The following is a 13,162-nucleotide window of genomic DNA, read 5'->3' as shown; positions in this document are numbered from 1 at the left end:
TCGGCAAGGTAGCGGCCGAGGCCGTGATGAGCCTGTACGCCGACCGCTACGGCCTCGACGCCGTGGCCTGCCGGATCGGCTCCTTCCTCCCTGAGCCGGAAACCGTCCGCCACCTGAGCACGTGGCTCTCGCACGACGACTGCGTGCGAATGGTCGAGGCGTCACTTACGACCCCGGCGCCCGGCTTCGCCGCGCTCTACGGCATCTCCGCCAACACCCGTGGCTGGTGGGACCTCGAGGCCGGCCGGGCCCTGGGCTACGACCCGCAGGACGACGCGGAGGAGTTCGCCGACCGCATCGACCGACGCGATGCCGACGACGCCGAGGCCGCCCACGTCGGCGGGCCGTTCGCCACCGAGGAGTTCTACCGCTCGGCGCTCGACCGGGCCTGACGCCGTCCCCTCCCCGGGGCCGTGGCGGTCCCGCTAGGTCATCCACGACGGACGACGACGTGCCCGCGGGCGGGTGCCGAGGATGGACGGGTCGTCCATCGGAGGAGCACGTCATGGGAGTGTGGAAGAGCCGCAAGTCGCCCGAGGAGCCTGACCTGGGCCTGATGCCCCGGTTCACGAGGTCGGGCATGGTGGAGGTGCCGCGGCACAAGATCCCCGACCAGGAGATGCTGCCGCAGACGGCGTACCAGATCGTGCTCGACGAGGTCATGCTCGACGGGAACGCGCGCTTCAACCTCGCGACCTTCGTGACCACCTGGATGGACGACGAGGCGGACCGCCTCTACGCGGCGACCTTCGCCAAGAACATGATCGACAAGGACGAGTACCCGCAGACCGCGGAGATCGAGTCCCGCTGCGTGCGCATGCTCGGTGACCTGTGGCACGCGCCGCACGCGGCCGACAGCGTTGGCACGTCGACGACCGGCAGCTCCGAGGGCTGCATGCTCGGCGGGCTCGCGCTCAAGCGCCGCTGGCAGACCGCCCGCCGCGCCGCCGGGCTGCCCGCCGACAAGCCCAACATCGTGATGGGCGGCAACGTCCAGGTGGTCTGGGAGAAGTTCGCCAACTACTGGGAGGTGGAGCCGCGCTACGTCCCGCTGGAGGGCGACGTCTTCCACCTGACCGCCGACCGCCTGCTCGACCACGTGGACGAGAACACCATCGGCGTCGTCGCCGTCCTCGGGTCGACCATGGACGGCACCTACGAGCCGGTGCAGGAGATCTGCGCGGCCCTCGACCGCTACCAGGCGGACTCCGGTGTCAACGTGCCCGTGCACGTGGACGCCGCGTCGGGCGGCTTCATCGCCCCGTTCCTGCAACCGGACCTGCTCTGGGACTTCCGTCTCGAGCGGGTGGTCTCCATCCAGACCTCGGGCCACAAGTTCGGCCTGGTCTACCCCGGGATCGGGTGGGTGCTCTGGCGCGACGCGACGTACCTGCCCGAGGACCTGGTCTTCCACGTGAACTACCTCGGTGGCGACATGCCCACCTTCGCCCTGAACTTCTCCCGCCCCGGTGCCCAGGTCGTGCTGCAGTACTTCCAGTTCCTGCGCCTGGGGCGGGAGGGCTTCCGGCTGGTCCAGCAGACCTGCCAGGACGTGGCCCACCACATCGCCGACACGCTGCGGGCGATGCCGGAGTTCCACGTCATCTCCGACGGGAGCGACCTGCCCGTGGTGACCTTCTCGATGGGCAACGGGGTCACGAAGTACGACGTCTACGACGTCTCCCGCAAGCTGCGCGAGCGCGGCTGGCTGGTCCCGGCGTACACGATGCCGCCCAAGCGCGAGGACCTCGCCGTGCTGAGGATCGTGGTGCGCAACGGCTTCAGCCACGACATGGCCGAGCTCTTCCTCGCCGACCTGCGGACGGCCGTCGACTACCTCGACGACCTCGCCTCGCCGATGCCCCGCGAGGAGCACCCCGACGGCTTCCACCACTGACTCCCGATGACCTTCGACGACGTGGCACGCGCCGTCGGACGAGCGTTCGAGCTCACGGCCATGGCCGTGCTCACGATCGCCTTCGTGATCGCGGTCGTCAGCGCCGTGAGCACCTGGCGAGCCTCCCGGGACAACCAGCTCGCTGCCCGCGCCCTGCGCCAGAACTTCGGCGGCGGCCTGCTGATCGCCGTGGAGATCCTGGTCGCGGCGGACCTGGTGAGCACGGTGGCGGTGGACCCCACGCTCGAGAACGTCGGGGTCCTCGGCCTGATCGTGCTGATCCGGACCTTCCTCAGCTTCTCCCTCGAGACCGAGATCGAGGGAACCTTCCCCTGGCGGCGCCGCGTCCGGCCCGACTGAGCCGCTGCCCCCGGAGCAGGAGCAGCGCGCCGACCAGGAAGCACAGGGCGCCCAGCGCGGTCGTCGTGTTCGCCAGCCGGGCGTCCAGCGCCTCCGACGTCGACGGGACGACGTACGCCGCCGCAGCCGAGACCCCGAACGCCACACAGCCGGCCAGGTTCACCGCGGCGATGCGGCCGTCGTCGGTGCGTGGTGGACGGCGTCGCCAGGAGCCGGCCGCCACGGCGTACGCCAGGAACCCCGAGACCAGGAAGCACGCGGACCCCAACGCGTCCGGCCGCCACACGACCTGGTTGTAGTCGGCGGAGTCCGTGGCCGTGCTGAGGGCCCGGAAGGTGGTGGCGTTGAAGAAGACGGTGCCGACCAGCTGCCAGCTGTTGCTCCACCAGACGGTGGCGCGCGGCTGGTGGACCGGCAGCCACTGGAGGGTCGCCGCCGAGGTGAACAGCAGCGACCCCACGAAGAAGACCCCGGCGTCCGCCTGCTGCCCGACCAGCTCCACGAAGCCCGGGAACGGGGCGACGAGGAAGCAGGTCGAGCCGGCCGCGAAGAGAGCCGCCACCCAGGTCGTGGAAGGCCTCACCTGCGGGTCAGGCCCGGTTGGCCTTCATCTCGCGGCCGTGCACGGTGATCGCCCAGATCACCAGGATGTCGACCGCGATCATGATCAGCGACCAGATCGGGTACGCCGCCAGGAACGCGATGTTGACCACCGAGCTCGCCAGGCACACGAGGACGCCGACGATCCGCGCCCACATCTGTCCGGCCAGCAGCCCGGCTCCCGCACCCGCCACGAGGATGCCGAGGATCAGGTGCACCCAGCCCCAGGTGGTGTAGTCGACGTGCACCGTGAGCCCGTTCTTGCCCACCAGGTAGTACTCGTCCTGGAAGAGCGCCACGAGCCCCTGGATGGCGTGGAAGATGCCGAGCATCAGCATCATGGTGGCCGCGAACAGGATCCAGCCCATCCAGCCGGTCTGCTCCGGCTCGGCGGGCACCCCGTTCCAGCTCTGCGTCGCCGGCTGCGCCTTGTGCGTGGACGCACCCGTGCTCGTTTCTGCCATGAGGAGCTCCTCTTTCGCTCGATGTGAGGACTCCAGCGTCGTCCTGGTTCCGGGCTGGTTGCCTCATCCCCCGCGGGTGATCGCCGGTGCCAGGGCTGCCCCCGCCCTTGAAAAGACTGCTTCGTCGCGTTGACTCGGGGCATGACACTTCAGCAGCGCACCCTCGGGACCACCTCCCCGCTCACCGTCTCCACCCTGGGCCTCGGCTGCATGGGCATGTCCGAGTTCTACGGGACCGGTGACGAGCAGCAGGGCATCGAGACCATCAACCGCGCCCTCGACCTGGGCGTGACGTTCCTCGACACCGCCGACATGTACGGCCCCTTCACCAACGAGCAGCTCGTCGGCAAGGCGATCGCCGGCCGCCGCGACGAGGTCCAGCTCGCGACCAAGTTCGGCAACGAGCGGCGGCCCGACGGGAGCCGGGTCGGCATCAACGGCCGGCCGGAGTACGTGCGCTCCGCCTGCGACGCCTCCCTGCAGCGTCTCGGCGTCGACCACATCGACCTCTACTACCAGCACCGGGTCGACCGGAGCGTGCCGATCGAGGAGACCGTCGGTGCCATGGCCGAGCTCGTCGAGGCGGGCAAGGTCCGCCACCTCGGGCTCTCCGAGGCCTCCGCCGCCAACATCCGCAAGGCGCACGCGACCCACCCGATCACCGCGCTGCAGACGGAGTACTCGCTGTTCACCCGGGACCTCGAGGACGAGATCCTCCCGGTCCTGCGCGAGCTCGGCATCGGCCTGGTTCCCTACTCCCCGCTGGGCCGCGGCATCCTCACCGGCGCGATCACCGACGCGGGGACCCTCGAGGACAACGACTCGCGGCGCTCGCCGTACTTCCCCCGTTTCTCGGGAGACAACCTCGACGCCAACCTGGCGCTGGTCGCCGAGATCCGCGGGATCGCCGAGCAGAAGGGCTGCACGCCCGGCCAGCTGGCGCTGGCGTGGGTGCTCGCCCAGGGGGACGACGTGGCCCCGTTCCCCGGGACCAAGCGGGTGAAGTACCTCGAGGAGAACGTCGGGGCCGCCTCGGTCGATCTGGACGAGGACGACCTGGTGGCCCTGGAGAAGGCGGTCCCCCGCGGCGCCGTCGCGGGCGACCGCTATGGCGACATGAGCTCGATCGACGCCTGACGCGGGTCGTGGCAGGGTGACCCAGGACCCTACGAGGGAGGTCGCAGTGGGCGAGACACGCCAGGAGCAGGACGAGGCCACGCAGTCCGAGGTGGAGGAGATCGAGGCCGAGCGCGAACGCCGGCTGGCTCCGGAGAACCGGCCGGAGAACGCCGAGATCGACAACACCGACGCGGAGCTGCCGACCGTCAAGGAGTTCGAGGAGCTCAACGCCGACGACGACCCTGAAGGCAGCGCCGGCAGTGCCGACCCGAGCGAGGTCTTCCGCGAGATGAAGCCCTCGGAGGAGGAGGTCGCCGAGATCGAGGAGGAGCGCAAGCGCCGCCTCGACCCCGACAACCGGCCCGAGAACGCCGAGGTTGACAACACCGGAGACACTGGCAGCCACGGCGATGCGGGGCCCGAAGTCGCTGACGACGAGCCGTGACCACCTGGCAGCTCACGATCGACTGCGCCGACCCGAGCGTGATGGTGAGGTTCTGGGGCCCCGCGCTCGGGTACGTCGTCCAGCCGCCGCCCGAGGGCCACGCGACCTGGAACGACTGGTATCTCTCCGTCGGGGTCCCTCCCGACGAGCTTGACCTCGACGGCGACGGGTCCGACCGGCTCATGGACCCGGACGGTCACGGGCCGACGATCTGGTTCCAGCCGGTGCCGGAGCCGAAGGCCGTCAAGAACCGCCTGCACCTCGACCTCTACCCGGGCGGCCGCGACCGGTCCCGGCCGATGGAGGAGCGCCGGGCCCTGGTCGACGAGGCGGTCAACCGGCTCCTCGAGGCCGGAGCGAGCATCTTCCACCGCTACCCCGAGGACTTCGACGGCACCGACGTCGAGGGCTACTTCAGGACCCTGCGTGACCCGGAGGGCAACGAGTTCTGCGTGTCGTGAGCACACCCGGGGCCGGGCAGGTGGCTCATCCCCGGCTCTGGGTGCGCTCACAGGAAAGCCGCAGGCACGGCTCCTACCAATGGACGCATGAGTCCCGACCGCACCGTCGCCTACGTGCTGCCCGTCTACGACGAGGCCGAGAACGTCGCCGCCTTCCACCGGGCCCTGGCGGCTGCCACCGACGAGCGCCCCGACCTCCGGTTCGAGTTCGTGTACGTCGACGACGGGAGCGGTGACGACTCCCTGGACCGGCTGCTGGAGCTGCGCCACGACGACCCACGGGTGACCGTGCTGGCGCTCTCGCGCAACTTCGGCCACCAGGTGGCGGTGACCGCCGGGCTCGACGCCGCCACGGGGGCGGACGCGGTGATCGTCATGGACACCGACCTCCAGGACCCGCCCGGCGTCAGCCTCGAGCTGATCCGGGTCTGGGAGAAGGGCGTCGACGTGGTCTACGCCCAGCGCCGGACCCGGCAGGACGGCCCGTTCAAGCGCGCCACGGCGTACCTCTTCTACTGGCTCCTGGCCCGGCTCGCCTCGATCGACATCCCGCGCAACGTGGGCGACTTCCGGCTGATGGACGCCCGGGTCGTCGCCGAGGTGGTCCGCTACCGGGAGCACGACCGGTTCCTGCGCGGGATCGTGGCGAACGTGGGCTTCCGCCAGGAGGCGGTGCTCTTCGACCGCGACGCCCGGCACGCGGGCACCACCGGCTACCCGCTGCGCAAGATGCTGGCCTTCGCGACCAGCGGCATCCTCGGCTTCTCGACGCTGCCCCTGCGGCTGATCTCGCGGCTGGGCCTGGCGATCTCGGCGGCGAGCGTGGCGGCCGCCTGCTACGTGCTGTGGGTCCGCCTCTTCGTCCCCGGCCAGGCGGTGCCGGGTGGGCCTTCCTCGGCGTCGGGATGTTCCTGCTGGGCGGGTTGCAGCTGACCATGATGGGCGTGATCGGCGGCTACCTCGGCCGGGTCTACGTCGAGTCGCAGGACCGCCCGCTCTACTCGCTGGCGCTCACCGCGCGCGGGGGGCTGCCCGGGGACCCGTCCTGAGCGGGCGCACGGCGACGCGCTTCGCCACGGTCGGGGTCGTCAACACCGCGCTGGACCTGACGCTCTTCTGGCTGCTGCACCGGTCGCTGGGGGTGGTCGCCGCCAACGTCGTCTCGACCAGCGCCGGCATGGCCCTCAGCTTCGTCGCCAACGGCCGCTTCACGTTCGGGGACCGGCTGTCCTGGCGGGCGGGAGCGCTCTTCGTGGCCACCACGGATCGACCATGTGGGTGCTCCAGCCGCTGGTGATCGAGCTGCTGCTGTCGCTGTGGGGCGACGACCGGTCGGCCCTGGTGCTGGTGGCGAAGGTGTCGGCGATCGGTCTCGGTCGTCGCGAACTACGCGGCGTACCGCTTCGTGGTGTGGCCCCCTAGGAGCGCCCGGCCGCCTTCAGGTCGCGACGCAGCTCCTTCGGCAGCGCGAAGATGAGCGACTCCTCGGCGCTGTGCACGGCCTGGGCGTCGGGGTAGCCGCGCTCGGCCAGGAACGCCAGGACCCCCTCCACCAGCTCCTCGGGGACGCTGGCGCCGGAGGTGACGCTCACGGTGCTGACCCCTTCGAGCCAGGCCTCGTCGATCTCGCTCGCGTCGTCGACGCGGTACGACGTCCGAGCGCCGGCCTCGAGGGCGACCTCGACCAGGCGGACCGAGTTGGAGGAGTTGCCGGAGCCGACGACGATCACCAGGTCGGCCTCGCGGGCGATCTCCTTGACCGCGAGCTGGCGGTTCTGGGTGGCGTAGCAGATGTCGTCGCTCGGCGGGTCGAGCAGCAGCGGGAAGCGCTCGCGGATCGCGGCGACGGTCTCGAGGGTCTCGTCGACCGACAGGGTCGTCTGGGAGAGCCAGGAGACCCGGGCGGGGTCGCGGACGACGATGCCGGGCACGTCCTCGGGACCCTGCACCAGCTGGATGTGGTCGGGCGCCTCGCCGGCGGTGCCCTCGACCTCCTCGTGCCCCGCGTGGCCGATCAGCAGGATGTCGTAGTCCTCGTTGGCGAACCGCTTCGCCTCGTGGTGGACCTTGGTCACCAGCGGACAGGTGGCATCGATCGTCTTGAGCGAGCGCTCCTCGGCCTGGCGGTGCACCTCCGGCGAGACGCCGTGGGCCGAGAACACCACGGTCTCCCCTCGGGGACCTCGGCCAGCTCCTCGACGAAGATCGCGCCACGCGACTCGAGGTCCGACACGACGTGCTTGTTGTGCACGATCTGCTTGCGCACGTAGACCGGCGCCCCGTAGAGGTCGAGCGCCTTCTCGACCGTGACCACGGCCCGGTCGACGCCCGCGCAGTAGCCGCGGGGGGCCGCCAGCAGCACGGCGCGCTCCGCGTCGTCCGGGGACAGGATCGGCGGGTTGCCCAGGTCGGTGGTCATGGGCCCGAGTCTACGGATCGCCGCTCGTGAGCTCACGTCGGCGCCGGGCTCCCCGTCCGTGCCAGGAATGCTCCCGTGACGGCGGTGAAGTCAGCCGGGGCGTCGAGCCACGGGAAGTGGCCGGCACCGGGCTGGACGACCAGCTCGCCCCGAGGGAAGCACGCCGCGAGCTCGGCAGCACCACTGGGCGGTGTGTTGACGTCGACCTCGCCCGCCAGCACCAGGGTCGCGGTCCCCTCCAGCCCCGCCAGCGCGACCCGGGTCGCCTCCGGGTCGAAGGCCCGGCGGAGCCGAAGACGGCGGCGGCCCGGTCGTTCCTCTGGTGCTCCCCCGCCGCATGGTGTGCGCGCGCGACCGCGTCCCAACGGCCGTAGAAGAACGGGGCGATCGCCGCCCAGTCGTCGTCTGCCCCGGCGCCGGACGTGACCCGCTCCAGCGCCGAGAACGCCGCCGGGAACCACGTCTCGCGAGCACGCAGCCGTGCGACCGCACGCCTGGTGCTGCCGGGTACGTCGACCCCGGCTGCCGCGAGGCCCGGCGCGACCAGGAGCAGTTGGCGCAGCCGCTCCGGGTGTCGCGCGGCGTACAGGACGGCGAGGTTGGCTCCCCCGGAGTGCGCCAGCAGGTCGAGCCGGTCCACTCCCAGGTGCCTGCGCAGCGCCTCGACGTCGTCGACGAGCCGGTCGCAGCGCCAGCTCGTGGGGTCCTGAGGCTCGGCCGACCGTCCGGTGCCGCGCAGGTCGAGCAGGACGAGGCGGCGACGCCCGGACAGACCTCCCAGGTCTCCCAGGTAGGCCGAGTCCTGCATCGGGCCTCCGGGCAGGCAGATCACGGGCTCGCCGGAGCCCACCACCCGGTAGCCGAGCCGGGTGCCGTCCGGTGCCGCGAACGCGTGCCTCTCGCCCAGGGGAGTGCTCGACATCTACGCCTGCCCGAGCTCGAACGAGACCAGCACGAGGCCGTCGTCCGCGCCGAGGAGACGACCCCCGGCCGCGGCCATCTCCGCGGCCGTGCGGGCCAGCTCCTCGTACGCCGAAGCCGCCTGGGGCAAGCTCTCGGCACCATCCGCCGCGTGCCGGAACGTCAGGGCCTCCCGGGTGCGGAGCAGGACTCCGTCACGGACCGCGTGCGCCCGCAGCCCACCTCTGTGAGCCACGAGGTCGAGGTTGGGCCCGACGTGCGCCCTGGCCACGCCCCACAGCCGGTGGGCAGGCCGGTCGGTGTCACCTGGCGCACCGCCTCCGCCACGTCGGTCGCCGGCACGGCCGGGCCGCTGACCTGCTCCAGCGACCGTCCCGTCCACGCGAGCACCGGTGTCAGCGGCGCCGACCCGGAGTCGAACACGGCCAGCCCCGGCACCGGGACCTCGTCGACCGCCCGAAGTCGCCAGGGTCCCGGACGCACGAAGCGCTCCGGGGCGGTCGCCGCGAGCCCGACGGTGCCGCGGCCGCGCTCGCGTCGCGACGCCCGGGCCGCCACCAGTTGCCCGCCCCGCAGCGGTTCCGCCAGCCACCAGCCCGCGTGGTGCGCGTCGGTCAGCTCGGCCGCCAGGTCGGTGAGGACGTCGACCACCTCGGGCAGGCTGACGACGTGGTCGAGCTGCCACCGGTGCTGGGCGATGTGGTGGGATCCCGTCCACGGCGATGGCGGCCGCGGGTGGGATCCGGGGTGAGTTGTCGAAGTCATGAGCGAGCCTCCCGATGCAGGACCACCACCGACCGGCGGGTGAGCGACAGCAGCTGCTGACGCGCCGGCGCCGCGGCGACGACCCTCCACGGAGTCAGGGCCGGCGGGGTTCCCCGGAGCCGAGGTCCAGCGCCAGCGGGCGCGAGTCTCGCACACGACCTGCTGGGGGCGCTCGCCCTTTTCGGCGCGGGCCCGCTGCCTCGAAGGACGTGCCCGTCGAGGCGCGTCGGCGGGACCCTCTAGGGTCACCGCCATGGCCCTGGAGACCTCCGCCCAGTCGCCGGCACCGGTCCGGCAGATCGCGAACGCGATCGCGGGCTGGGTCGACCGGCTGGGCGCGGTGTGGGTCGAGGGGCAGATCGCGCAGGTCAGCAGGCGTCCGGGGTCAACACCGTCTTCATGACCCTGCGCGACGCCGTCGCCGACATCTCGGTGCCGGTGACCTGCTCGCGCACCCTCTTCGACGGGCTGAAACCCCCCGCTCGTCGAGGGCCGCGAGCGTCGTCGTGCACGCCAAGCCCTCCTACTACGCCAACCGGGGCACGCTCTCTCTCTACGCGCGCGAGATCCGGATGTCGGGCTCGGCGAGCTGCTCGCCCGCCTCGAGCGGCGTCGCCAGCTGCTCGCTGCCGAGGGCCTCTTCGCGGCCGAGCTCAAGCGCCCGCTGCCGTTCCTGCCTGGCAAGATCGGGCTGGTCACGGCGCCCAACTCGGCTGCCGAGCGCGACGTCCTCGAGAACGCCCGCCGCCGCTGGCCCGCGGTCGCCTTCGAGGTGGCCTATGCCGCGATGCGGGCAGCGCGCCGCCACCGAGGTGATGGAGGCGCTCGACCGCCTCGACCGGGCGGCCGACGTCGACGTCATCGTGATCGCCCGCGGCGGCGGCTCGGTGGAGGACCTGCTGCCGTTCTCCGATGAGGCGCTGATCCGGGCCGTGCACCGGGCCCGCACCCCCGTCGTGTCCGCGATCGGCCACGAGCCGGACTCCCCGCTGCTCGACCTGGTCGCCGACGTGCGCGCCTCCACCCCCACCGACGCCGCCAAGCTGGTCGTGCCCGACGTTGCCGAGGAGCTGCTGCTGGTGGCGGTCGCCCGCGACCGGATGCGCGCGTCGCTCGCGGGCTGGCTGGCCCGTGAGCAGGCGGGGCTCGACGCGCTGCGGTCGCGCCCGGCCCTCGCCGACCCACGCAGCCTGCTCGACGCTCGCTCCGACGAGGTGCTCCAGCTCCGCGACCGCGCCCGCCGGACGCTCGGGCACGTCCTGGACCGCGCCGCCGACGACATCGACCACCGTCGTGCCCGAGCCCGCGCACTGTCCCCGCTCGCAACGCTGCAGCGTGGCTACTCCGTGCTGCAGGACGCCGACGGCCATGTCGTCACCTCCGTCGAGGCCGTCGCCCCCGACAGTCCGATCAGTGTCCGGGTGGCCGACGGCCGCATCCACGCCACCACCACCGGCATCGACCCCGATCCCATCGGCGAGCCCGCCGACACCACCGAGGAGTCCCATGGCTGACGAGAAGCTCTCCTACGAGGCCGCCCGCGAGGAGCTCGTCGAGGTGGTGCGCCGGCTCGAGCAGGGCGGCACCACCCTCGAGGAGTCCCTGGCGCTGTGGGAGCGCGGGGAGAAGCTGGCTCGCACCTGCCAGGAGTGGCTGGACGGCGCCCGCAAGAGGCTGGACGCCGCCCTGGAGGAGGACGACTGACCGGCCGGAAGCCGGCTCAGCGGCGCGGCGCGGTGGTGAGCTCGCCGGCGAGGGCCTTCAGGTCCTCGGTGCTCGCCGAGCCGTAGACCAGGACGACGTCGCGCCCCAGCTCGGTCGCGTAGGCGTGGTCACCGCCCGAGTCGGAGTAGGACCGCCAGGTCGACGCGACGGGGCTGTCGATGTGGACCTTCGGTCCTTCGCTGGCGTTCTCGTCGACGTAGGTCTTGAGCAGCTCGTCGACCGGGGCGTCCTCCTGCCGGAGGCCCGCGAAGCGCCCGTCCGCGGTCAGCATGCCCATCCCCCACGCGGGCCGGTCCCCCGGCGTCATGTGGATCGAGTCCGCGAACCACCCCGACGGCAGCGTCGGCGGGTAGACGACCTTGAAGCCGCTCTGCTGGGCGGCGTCCACCGCGGACAGGTAGTCGACGCGGGTCGGCTTGATGTCGGGGTTGTCGCGGTTCAGGGCCCGGAACCCGACGAACCCGAGGATCAGGAGCAGCGTGATCAGCAGCGCCCCGACCAGGCCGCCGGTCGACCGCTGGTAGCGCCCCGGGCTGTTGGGGGATCCGCTCTGGGGCACCTCGCTCACGGGTCCATCCTCACAGGTGCCGTAGATTCCCCCCGTGCCGCCCCTCGCCGACTTCGCGGTCGACCTGGTGCCGGTCCTCGCTCTGCTCGCCCTGCTCGTCACGGCCTACCGGCACCCCTCGGGCCGGACCGAGGCGGCGGTCGGGCTGGCCGCCGCGACGGTCACCGTCGCCTCCGGCCTCGTGAGCCGCGGCGAGGTCGAGGCCGCGTTGCGCAACCTGGCGCCGGTGGTCGCCTTCCTCGCCACCATCCTCGTGGTCGCCGACGTGTGCTCCCGCGCGGGCCTGTTCACCGCCGCGGGCCGGCCTGGTGCGCGACGTCAGCCTCGGCCGGCCGGTGAGGCTGCTCGGTGGTGTCTTCGTGCTGGCCGCCGCCGTCACGGCGGTGCTCAGCCTCGACGCGACCGTCGTGCTGCTCACTCCGGTGGTGATCGGCGGGGCCGTGGCCATGGGCACCTCCTCGCGCCCCGGCTCGTACGCCTGCCTGCGGATGGCGAACTCCGCATCGCTGCTGCTGCCGGTCTCCAACCTGACCAACCTGCTCGCGATGCCGCACCTCGACCTGACCTTCGGCGGCTTCGCCGTGGTGATGGCGCCGGTGCTGGCGGTCGTCCTGGTGGTCGAGTACGTCGTGCTGCGACTGCTCTTCCGCGGCGACCTGGCCGAGAGCGACCGGCCGGCGCCGGCACCCCTGGCACCGGCCGTGCCCAGGGTCCCGCTGCTGGCGGTGATCGTGATGCTGGTCGGGTTCGCCGCGCTGTCGCCCTTCGGTGTCGAGCCGTTCTGGGTGTCCGGAGCCGTGGCTGTGGTGCTGGTCGGCTGGGCGCGGCGCCGCCGCTTCCTCACCGTGCGCGACGCGGTGCACGCCGCACACCCGTCCTTCGCCGTCTTCGTGCTCTGCCTCGGGGTCGTGGTCGCGGCCCTGTCCGCCGGGTTCCTGGGCGATGCCGTGGCCGATGTCCTGCCGGACAACACGTCGTACGCCTCGCTGCTGCTGATCGCCGTCGTGGCCACCGTGCTGGCGAACCTGCTGACCAACCTGTCGGCCACCCTGCTGGTGGTGCCGCTGCTGGCGCCGCTCGGGACCGCGGCGATCCTGGCGGCGCTGCTGGGGCTCAACATCGGTTCGGGCCTGAGCTACACCGGGTCCCTGGCCAACCTGCTGTGGCGCCGCAGCCTCGCCCGCCACGGCGAGCCGCCGGGCATGGGCGACTTCCACCGGGTCTCCCTGGTCGCCACTCCCCTGGCCCTGGTGGCCGCGGTGACGGCGCTCTCCCTGGTGACCTGAACCGGCAGATACGGCACTTTCAGTATCAATCCGACCGCATCTGCGACATGATCTGGGCGTGACCACGTACCGAGTTGCGGAAGCCGCCGCCCTCCTCGGCGTCAGCGACGACACGATCCGTCGCGCTGGGTG

At 72.0% G+C, this 13,162-nt stretch carries 19 protein-coding genes and 3 pseudogenes; 14 read left to right on the top strand and 8 right to left on the bottom strand.

Annotated features, from left to right (window positions below; genetic code table 11):
• Nucleotides 1-26: 26 nt before the first annotated feature.
• From H0S67_RS24575 to H0S67_RS05810, 3 genes are all read left to right on the top strand, one after another.
• The gene (locus tag H0S67_RS24575) at nt 27-392 is read left to right on the top strand and encodes a hypothetical protein (RefSeq protein WP_246355168.1); all 366 of its coding nucleotides are present in this window, start codon (nt 27-29) and stop codon (nt 390-392) included.
• Nucleotides 393-505: 113 nt separating this feature from the next.
• On the top strand, nt 506-1,897 hold the full coding sequence (gad, locus tag H0S67_RS05815; RefSeq protein WP_180935801.1) for a glutamate decarboxylase: 1,392 nt from the start codon (nt 506-508) through the stop codon (nt 1,895-1,897).
• Between the two features lie 6 nt (nt 1,898-1,903).
• Nucleotides 1,904-2,257: a DUF1622 domain-containing protein gene (locus tag H0S67_RS05810; RefSeq protein WP_219635505.1), complete on the top strand. Its 354-nt coding sequence runs from the start codon at nt 1,904-1,906 to the stop codon at nt 2,255-2,257.
• On the opposite strand, the gene H0S67_RS05805 is transcribed toward H0S67_RS05810, so the two are convergent.
• Nucleotides 2,190-2,819 carry a YrhK family protein gene (locus H0S67_RS05805; protein ID WP_219635504.1) on the bottom strand — a complete coding sequence of 210 codons (630 nt, stop codon included), beginning with the start codon at nt 2,817-2,819 and terminating at the stop codon, nt 2,190-2,192. The two genes, H0S67_RS05810 and H0S67_RS05805, sit on opposite strands and share 68 nt — an antisense overlap.
• Nucleotides 2,820-2,847: 28 nt before the next feature.
• Nucleotides 2,848-3,321, bottom strand: coding sequence for a DUF7144 family membrane protein (locus H0S67_RS05800; protein ID WP_219635503.1), 474 nt, complete (start codon nt 3,319-3,321; stop codon nt 2,848-2,850).
• 141 nt (nt 3,322-3,462) lie between these two features.
• Between H0S67_RS05800 and H0S67_RS05795 the strand changes: the two genes are divergently transcribed.
• From H0S67_RS05795 to H0S67_RS05775, 7 genes are all read left to right on the top strand, one after another.
• Complete coding sequence (locus H0S67_RS05795) at nt 3,463-4,458, top strand: aldo/keto reductase (RefSeq protein ID WP_180935799.1); 996 nt, start codon at nt 3,463-3,465, stop codon at nt 4,456-4,458.
• 46 nt (nt 4,459-4,504) lie between these two features.
• Nucleotides 4,505-4,885 (top strand): hypothetical protein, encoded by a 381-nt coding sequence (locus H0S67_RS05790; protein WP_180935798.1) that lies wholly within the window; start codon nt 4,505-4,507, stop codon nt 4,883-4,885.
• Nucleotides 4,882-5,346, top strand: a complete 465-nt coding sequence (locus H0S67_RS05785) for a VOC family protein (RefSeq protein ID WP_219635502.1) — start codon at nt 4,882-4,884, stop codon at nt 5,344-5,346. The genes H0S67_RS05790 and H0S67_RS05785 overlap by 4 nt, the downstream gene beginning before the upstream one ends.
• Nucleotides 5,347-5,433: 87 nt before the next feature.
• Complete coding sequence (locus tag H0S67_RS05780; protein ID WP_219635501.1) at nt 5,434-6,279, top strand: glycosyltransferase family 2 protein; 846 nt, start codon at nt 5,434-5,436, stop codon at nt 6,277-6,279.
• Complete coding sequence (locus H0S67_RS24570) at nt 6,252-6,395, top strand: hypothetical protein (protein ID WP_246355167.1); 144 nt, start codon at nt 6,252-6,254, stop codon at nt 6,393-6,395. The genes H0S67_RS05780 and H0S67_RS24570 overlap by 28 nt, the downstream gene beginning before the upstream one ends.
• The gene (locus tag H0S67_RS26475) at nt 6,392-6,643 is read left to right on the top strand and encodes a GtrA family protein (protein WP_281369026.1); all 252 of its coding nucleotides are present in this window, start codon (nt 6,392-6,394) and stop codon (nt 6,641-6,643) included. The genes H0S67_RS24570 and H0S67_RS26475 overlap by 4 nt, the downstream gene beginning before the upstream one ends.
• Nucleotides 6,619-6,768: a hypothetical protein gene (locus H0S67_RS05775; protein ID WP_180935797.1), complete on the top strand. Its 150-nt coding sequence runs from the start codon at nt 6,619-6,621 to the stop codon at nt 6,766-6,768. The genes H0S67_RS26475 and H0S67_RS05775 overlap by 25 nt, the downstream gene beginning before the upstream one ends.
• Here H0S67_RS05775 and H0S67_RS05770 read toward each other — a convergent pair.
• The 5 genes and pseudogenes from H0S67_RS05770 to H0S67_RS05760 form a co-directional block, all read right to left on the bottom strand.
• Nucleotides 6,765-7,765: pseudogene (locus H0S67_RS05770) on the bottom strand (4-hydroxy-3-methylbut-2-enyl diphosphate reductase). The gene H0S67_RS05775 and the pseudogene H0S67_RS05770 overlap by 4 nt on opposite strands.
• A gap of 32 nt (nt 7,766-7,797) precedes the next feature.
• Nucleotides 7,798-7,986 (bottom strand): alpha/beta fold hydrolase, encoded by a 189-nt coding sequence (locus H0S67_RS24565; RefSeq protein WP_246355333.1) that lies wholly within the window; start codon nt 7,984-7,986, stop codon nt 7,798-7,800.
• Between the two features lie 311 nt (nt 7,987-8,297).
• Nucleotides 8,298-8,573, bottom strand: a pseudogene (locus H0S67_RS24560) (alpha/beta fold hydrolase); the annotation flags it as partial.
• A 114-nt stretch (nt 8,574-8,687) separates the two neighbouring features.
• Nucleotides 8,688-8,816 (bottom strand): hypothetical protein, encoded by a 129-nt coding sequence (locus H0S67_RS26470; protein WP_281368963.1) that lies wholly within the window; start codon nt 8,814-8,816, stop codon nt 8,688-8,690.
• 32 nt (nt 8,817-8,848) lie between these two features.
• Nucleotides 8,849-9,451: a hypothetical protein gene (locus H0S67_RS05760; protein WP_180935796.1), complete on the bottom strand. Its 603-nt coding sequence runs from the start codon at nt 9,449-9,451 to the stop codon at nt 8,849-8,851.
• A 253-nt stretch (nt 9,452-9,704) separates the two neighbouring features.
• Here H0S67_RS05760 and H0S67_RS27840 point away from each other — a divergent pair, with 253 nt between their 5' ends.
• From H0S67_RS27840 to H0S67_RS05750, 3 genes and pseudogenes are all read left to right on the top strand, one after another.
• Nucleotides 9,705-9,854 (top strand): hypothetical protein, encoded by a 150-nt coding sequence (locus H0S67_RS27840; protein WP_425489884.1) that lies wholly within the window; start codon nt 9,705-9,707, stop codon nt 9,852-9,854.
• A 186-nt stretch (nt 9,855-10,040) separates the two neighbouring features.
• Nucleotides 10,041-10,965, top strand: a pseudogene (gene xseA / locus H0S67_RS05755) (exodeoxyribonuclease VII large subunit).
• Complete coding sequence (locus H0S67_RS05750; protein ID WP_180935795.1) at nt 10,958-11,155, top strand: exodeoxyribonuclease VII small subunit; 198 nt, start codon at nt 10,958-10,960, stop codon at nt 11,153-11,155. Before xseA ends, H0S67_RS05750 begins: the two are co-directional and overlap by 8 nt.
• A gap of 16 nt (nt 11,156-11,171) precedes the next feature.
• On the opposite strand, the gene H0S67_RS05745 is transcribed toward H0S67_RS05750, so the two are convergent.
• On the bottom strand, nt 11,172-11,744 hold the full coding sequence (locus tag H0S67_RS05745) for a DUF4245 family protein (protein ID WP_180935794.1): 573 nt from the start codon (nt 11,742-11,744) through the stop codon (nt 11,172-11,174).
• Between the two features lie 308 nt (nt 11,745-12,052).
• Here H0S67_RS05745 and H0S67_RS05740 point away from each other — a divergent pair, with 308 nt between their 5' ends.
• Nucleotides 12,053-13,030: an SLC13 family permease gene (locus H0S67_RS05740; protein WP_343050364.1), complete on the top strand. Its 978-nt coding sequence runs from the start codon at nt 12,053-12,055 to the stop codon at nt 13,028-13,030.
• Nucleotides 13,031-13,162 lie beyond the last annotated feature (132 nt).

The sequence above is a fragment of the Nocardioides ungokensis genome, assembly GCF_013466985.1.
Lineage (GTDB): Bacteria > Actinomycetota > Actinomycetes > Propionibacteriales > Nocardioidaceae > Nocardioides > Nocardioides ungokensis.
The sequence above is the reverse complement of the archived record's forward strand: the minus strand, read 5'-3'. Positions and strand labels throughout refer to the sequence as shown.

Coding starts and splice junctions, on each gene's coding strand:
- H0S67_RS24575 (WP_246355168.1), top strand. CDS start 27: ATGAGCCTGTACGCCGACCGCTACGGCCTCGACGCCGTGGCCTGCCGG.
- gad (WP_180935801.1), top strand. CDS start 506: ATGGGAGTGTGGAAGAGCCGCAAGTCGCCCGAGGAGCCTGACCTGGGC.
- H0S67_RS05810 (WP_219635505.1), top strand. CDS start 1,904: ATGACCTTCGACGACGTGGCACGCGCCGTCGGACGAGCGTTCGAGCTC.
- H0S67_RS05800 (WP_219635503.1), bottom strand. CDS start 3,321: ATGGCAGAAACGAGCACGGGTGCGTCCACGCACAAGGCGCAGCCGGCG.
- H0S67_RS05795 (WP_180935799.1), top strand. CDS start 3,463: ATGACACTTCAGCAGCGCACCCTCGGGACCACCTCCCCGCTCACCGTC.
- H0S67_RS05780 (WP_219635501.1), top strand. CDS start 5,434: ATGAGTCCCGACCGCACCGTCGCCTACGTGCTGCCCGTCTACGACGAG.
- H0S67_RS24570 (WP_246355167.1), top strand. CDS start 6,252: ATGTTCCTGCTGGGCGGGTTGCAGCTGACCATGATGGGCGTGATCGGC.
- H0S67_RS05775 (WP_180935797.1), top strand. CDS start 6,619: ATGTGGGTGCTCCAGCCGCTGGTGATCGAGCTGCTGCTGTCGCTGTGG.
- H0S67_RS05760 (WP_180935796.1), bottom strand. CDS start 9,451: ATGACTTCGACAACTCACCCCGGATCCCACCCGCGGCCGCCATCGCCG.
- H0S67_RS27840 (WP_425489884.1), top strand. CDS start 9,705: ATGGCCCTGGAGACCTCCGCCCAGTCGCCGGCACCGGTCCGGCAGATC.
- H0S67_RS05750 (WP_180935795.1), top strand. CDS start 10,958: ATGGCTGACGAGAAGCTCTCCTACGAGGCCGCCCGCGAGGAGCTCGTC.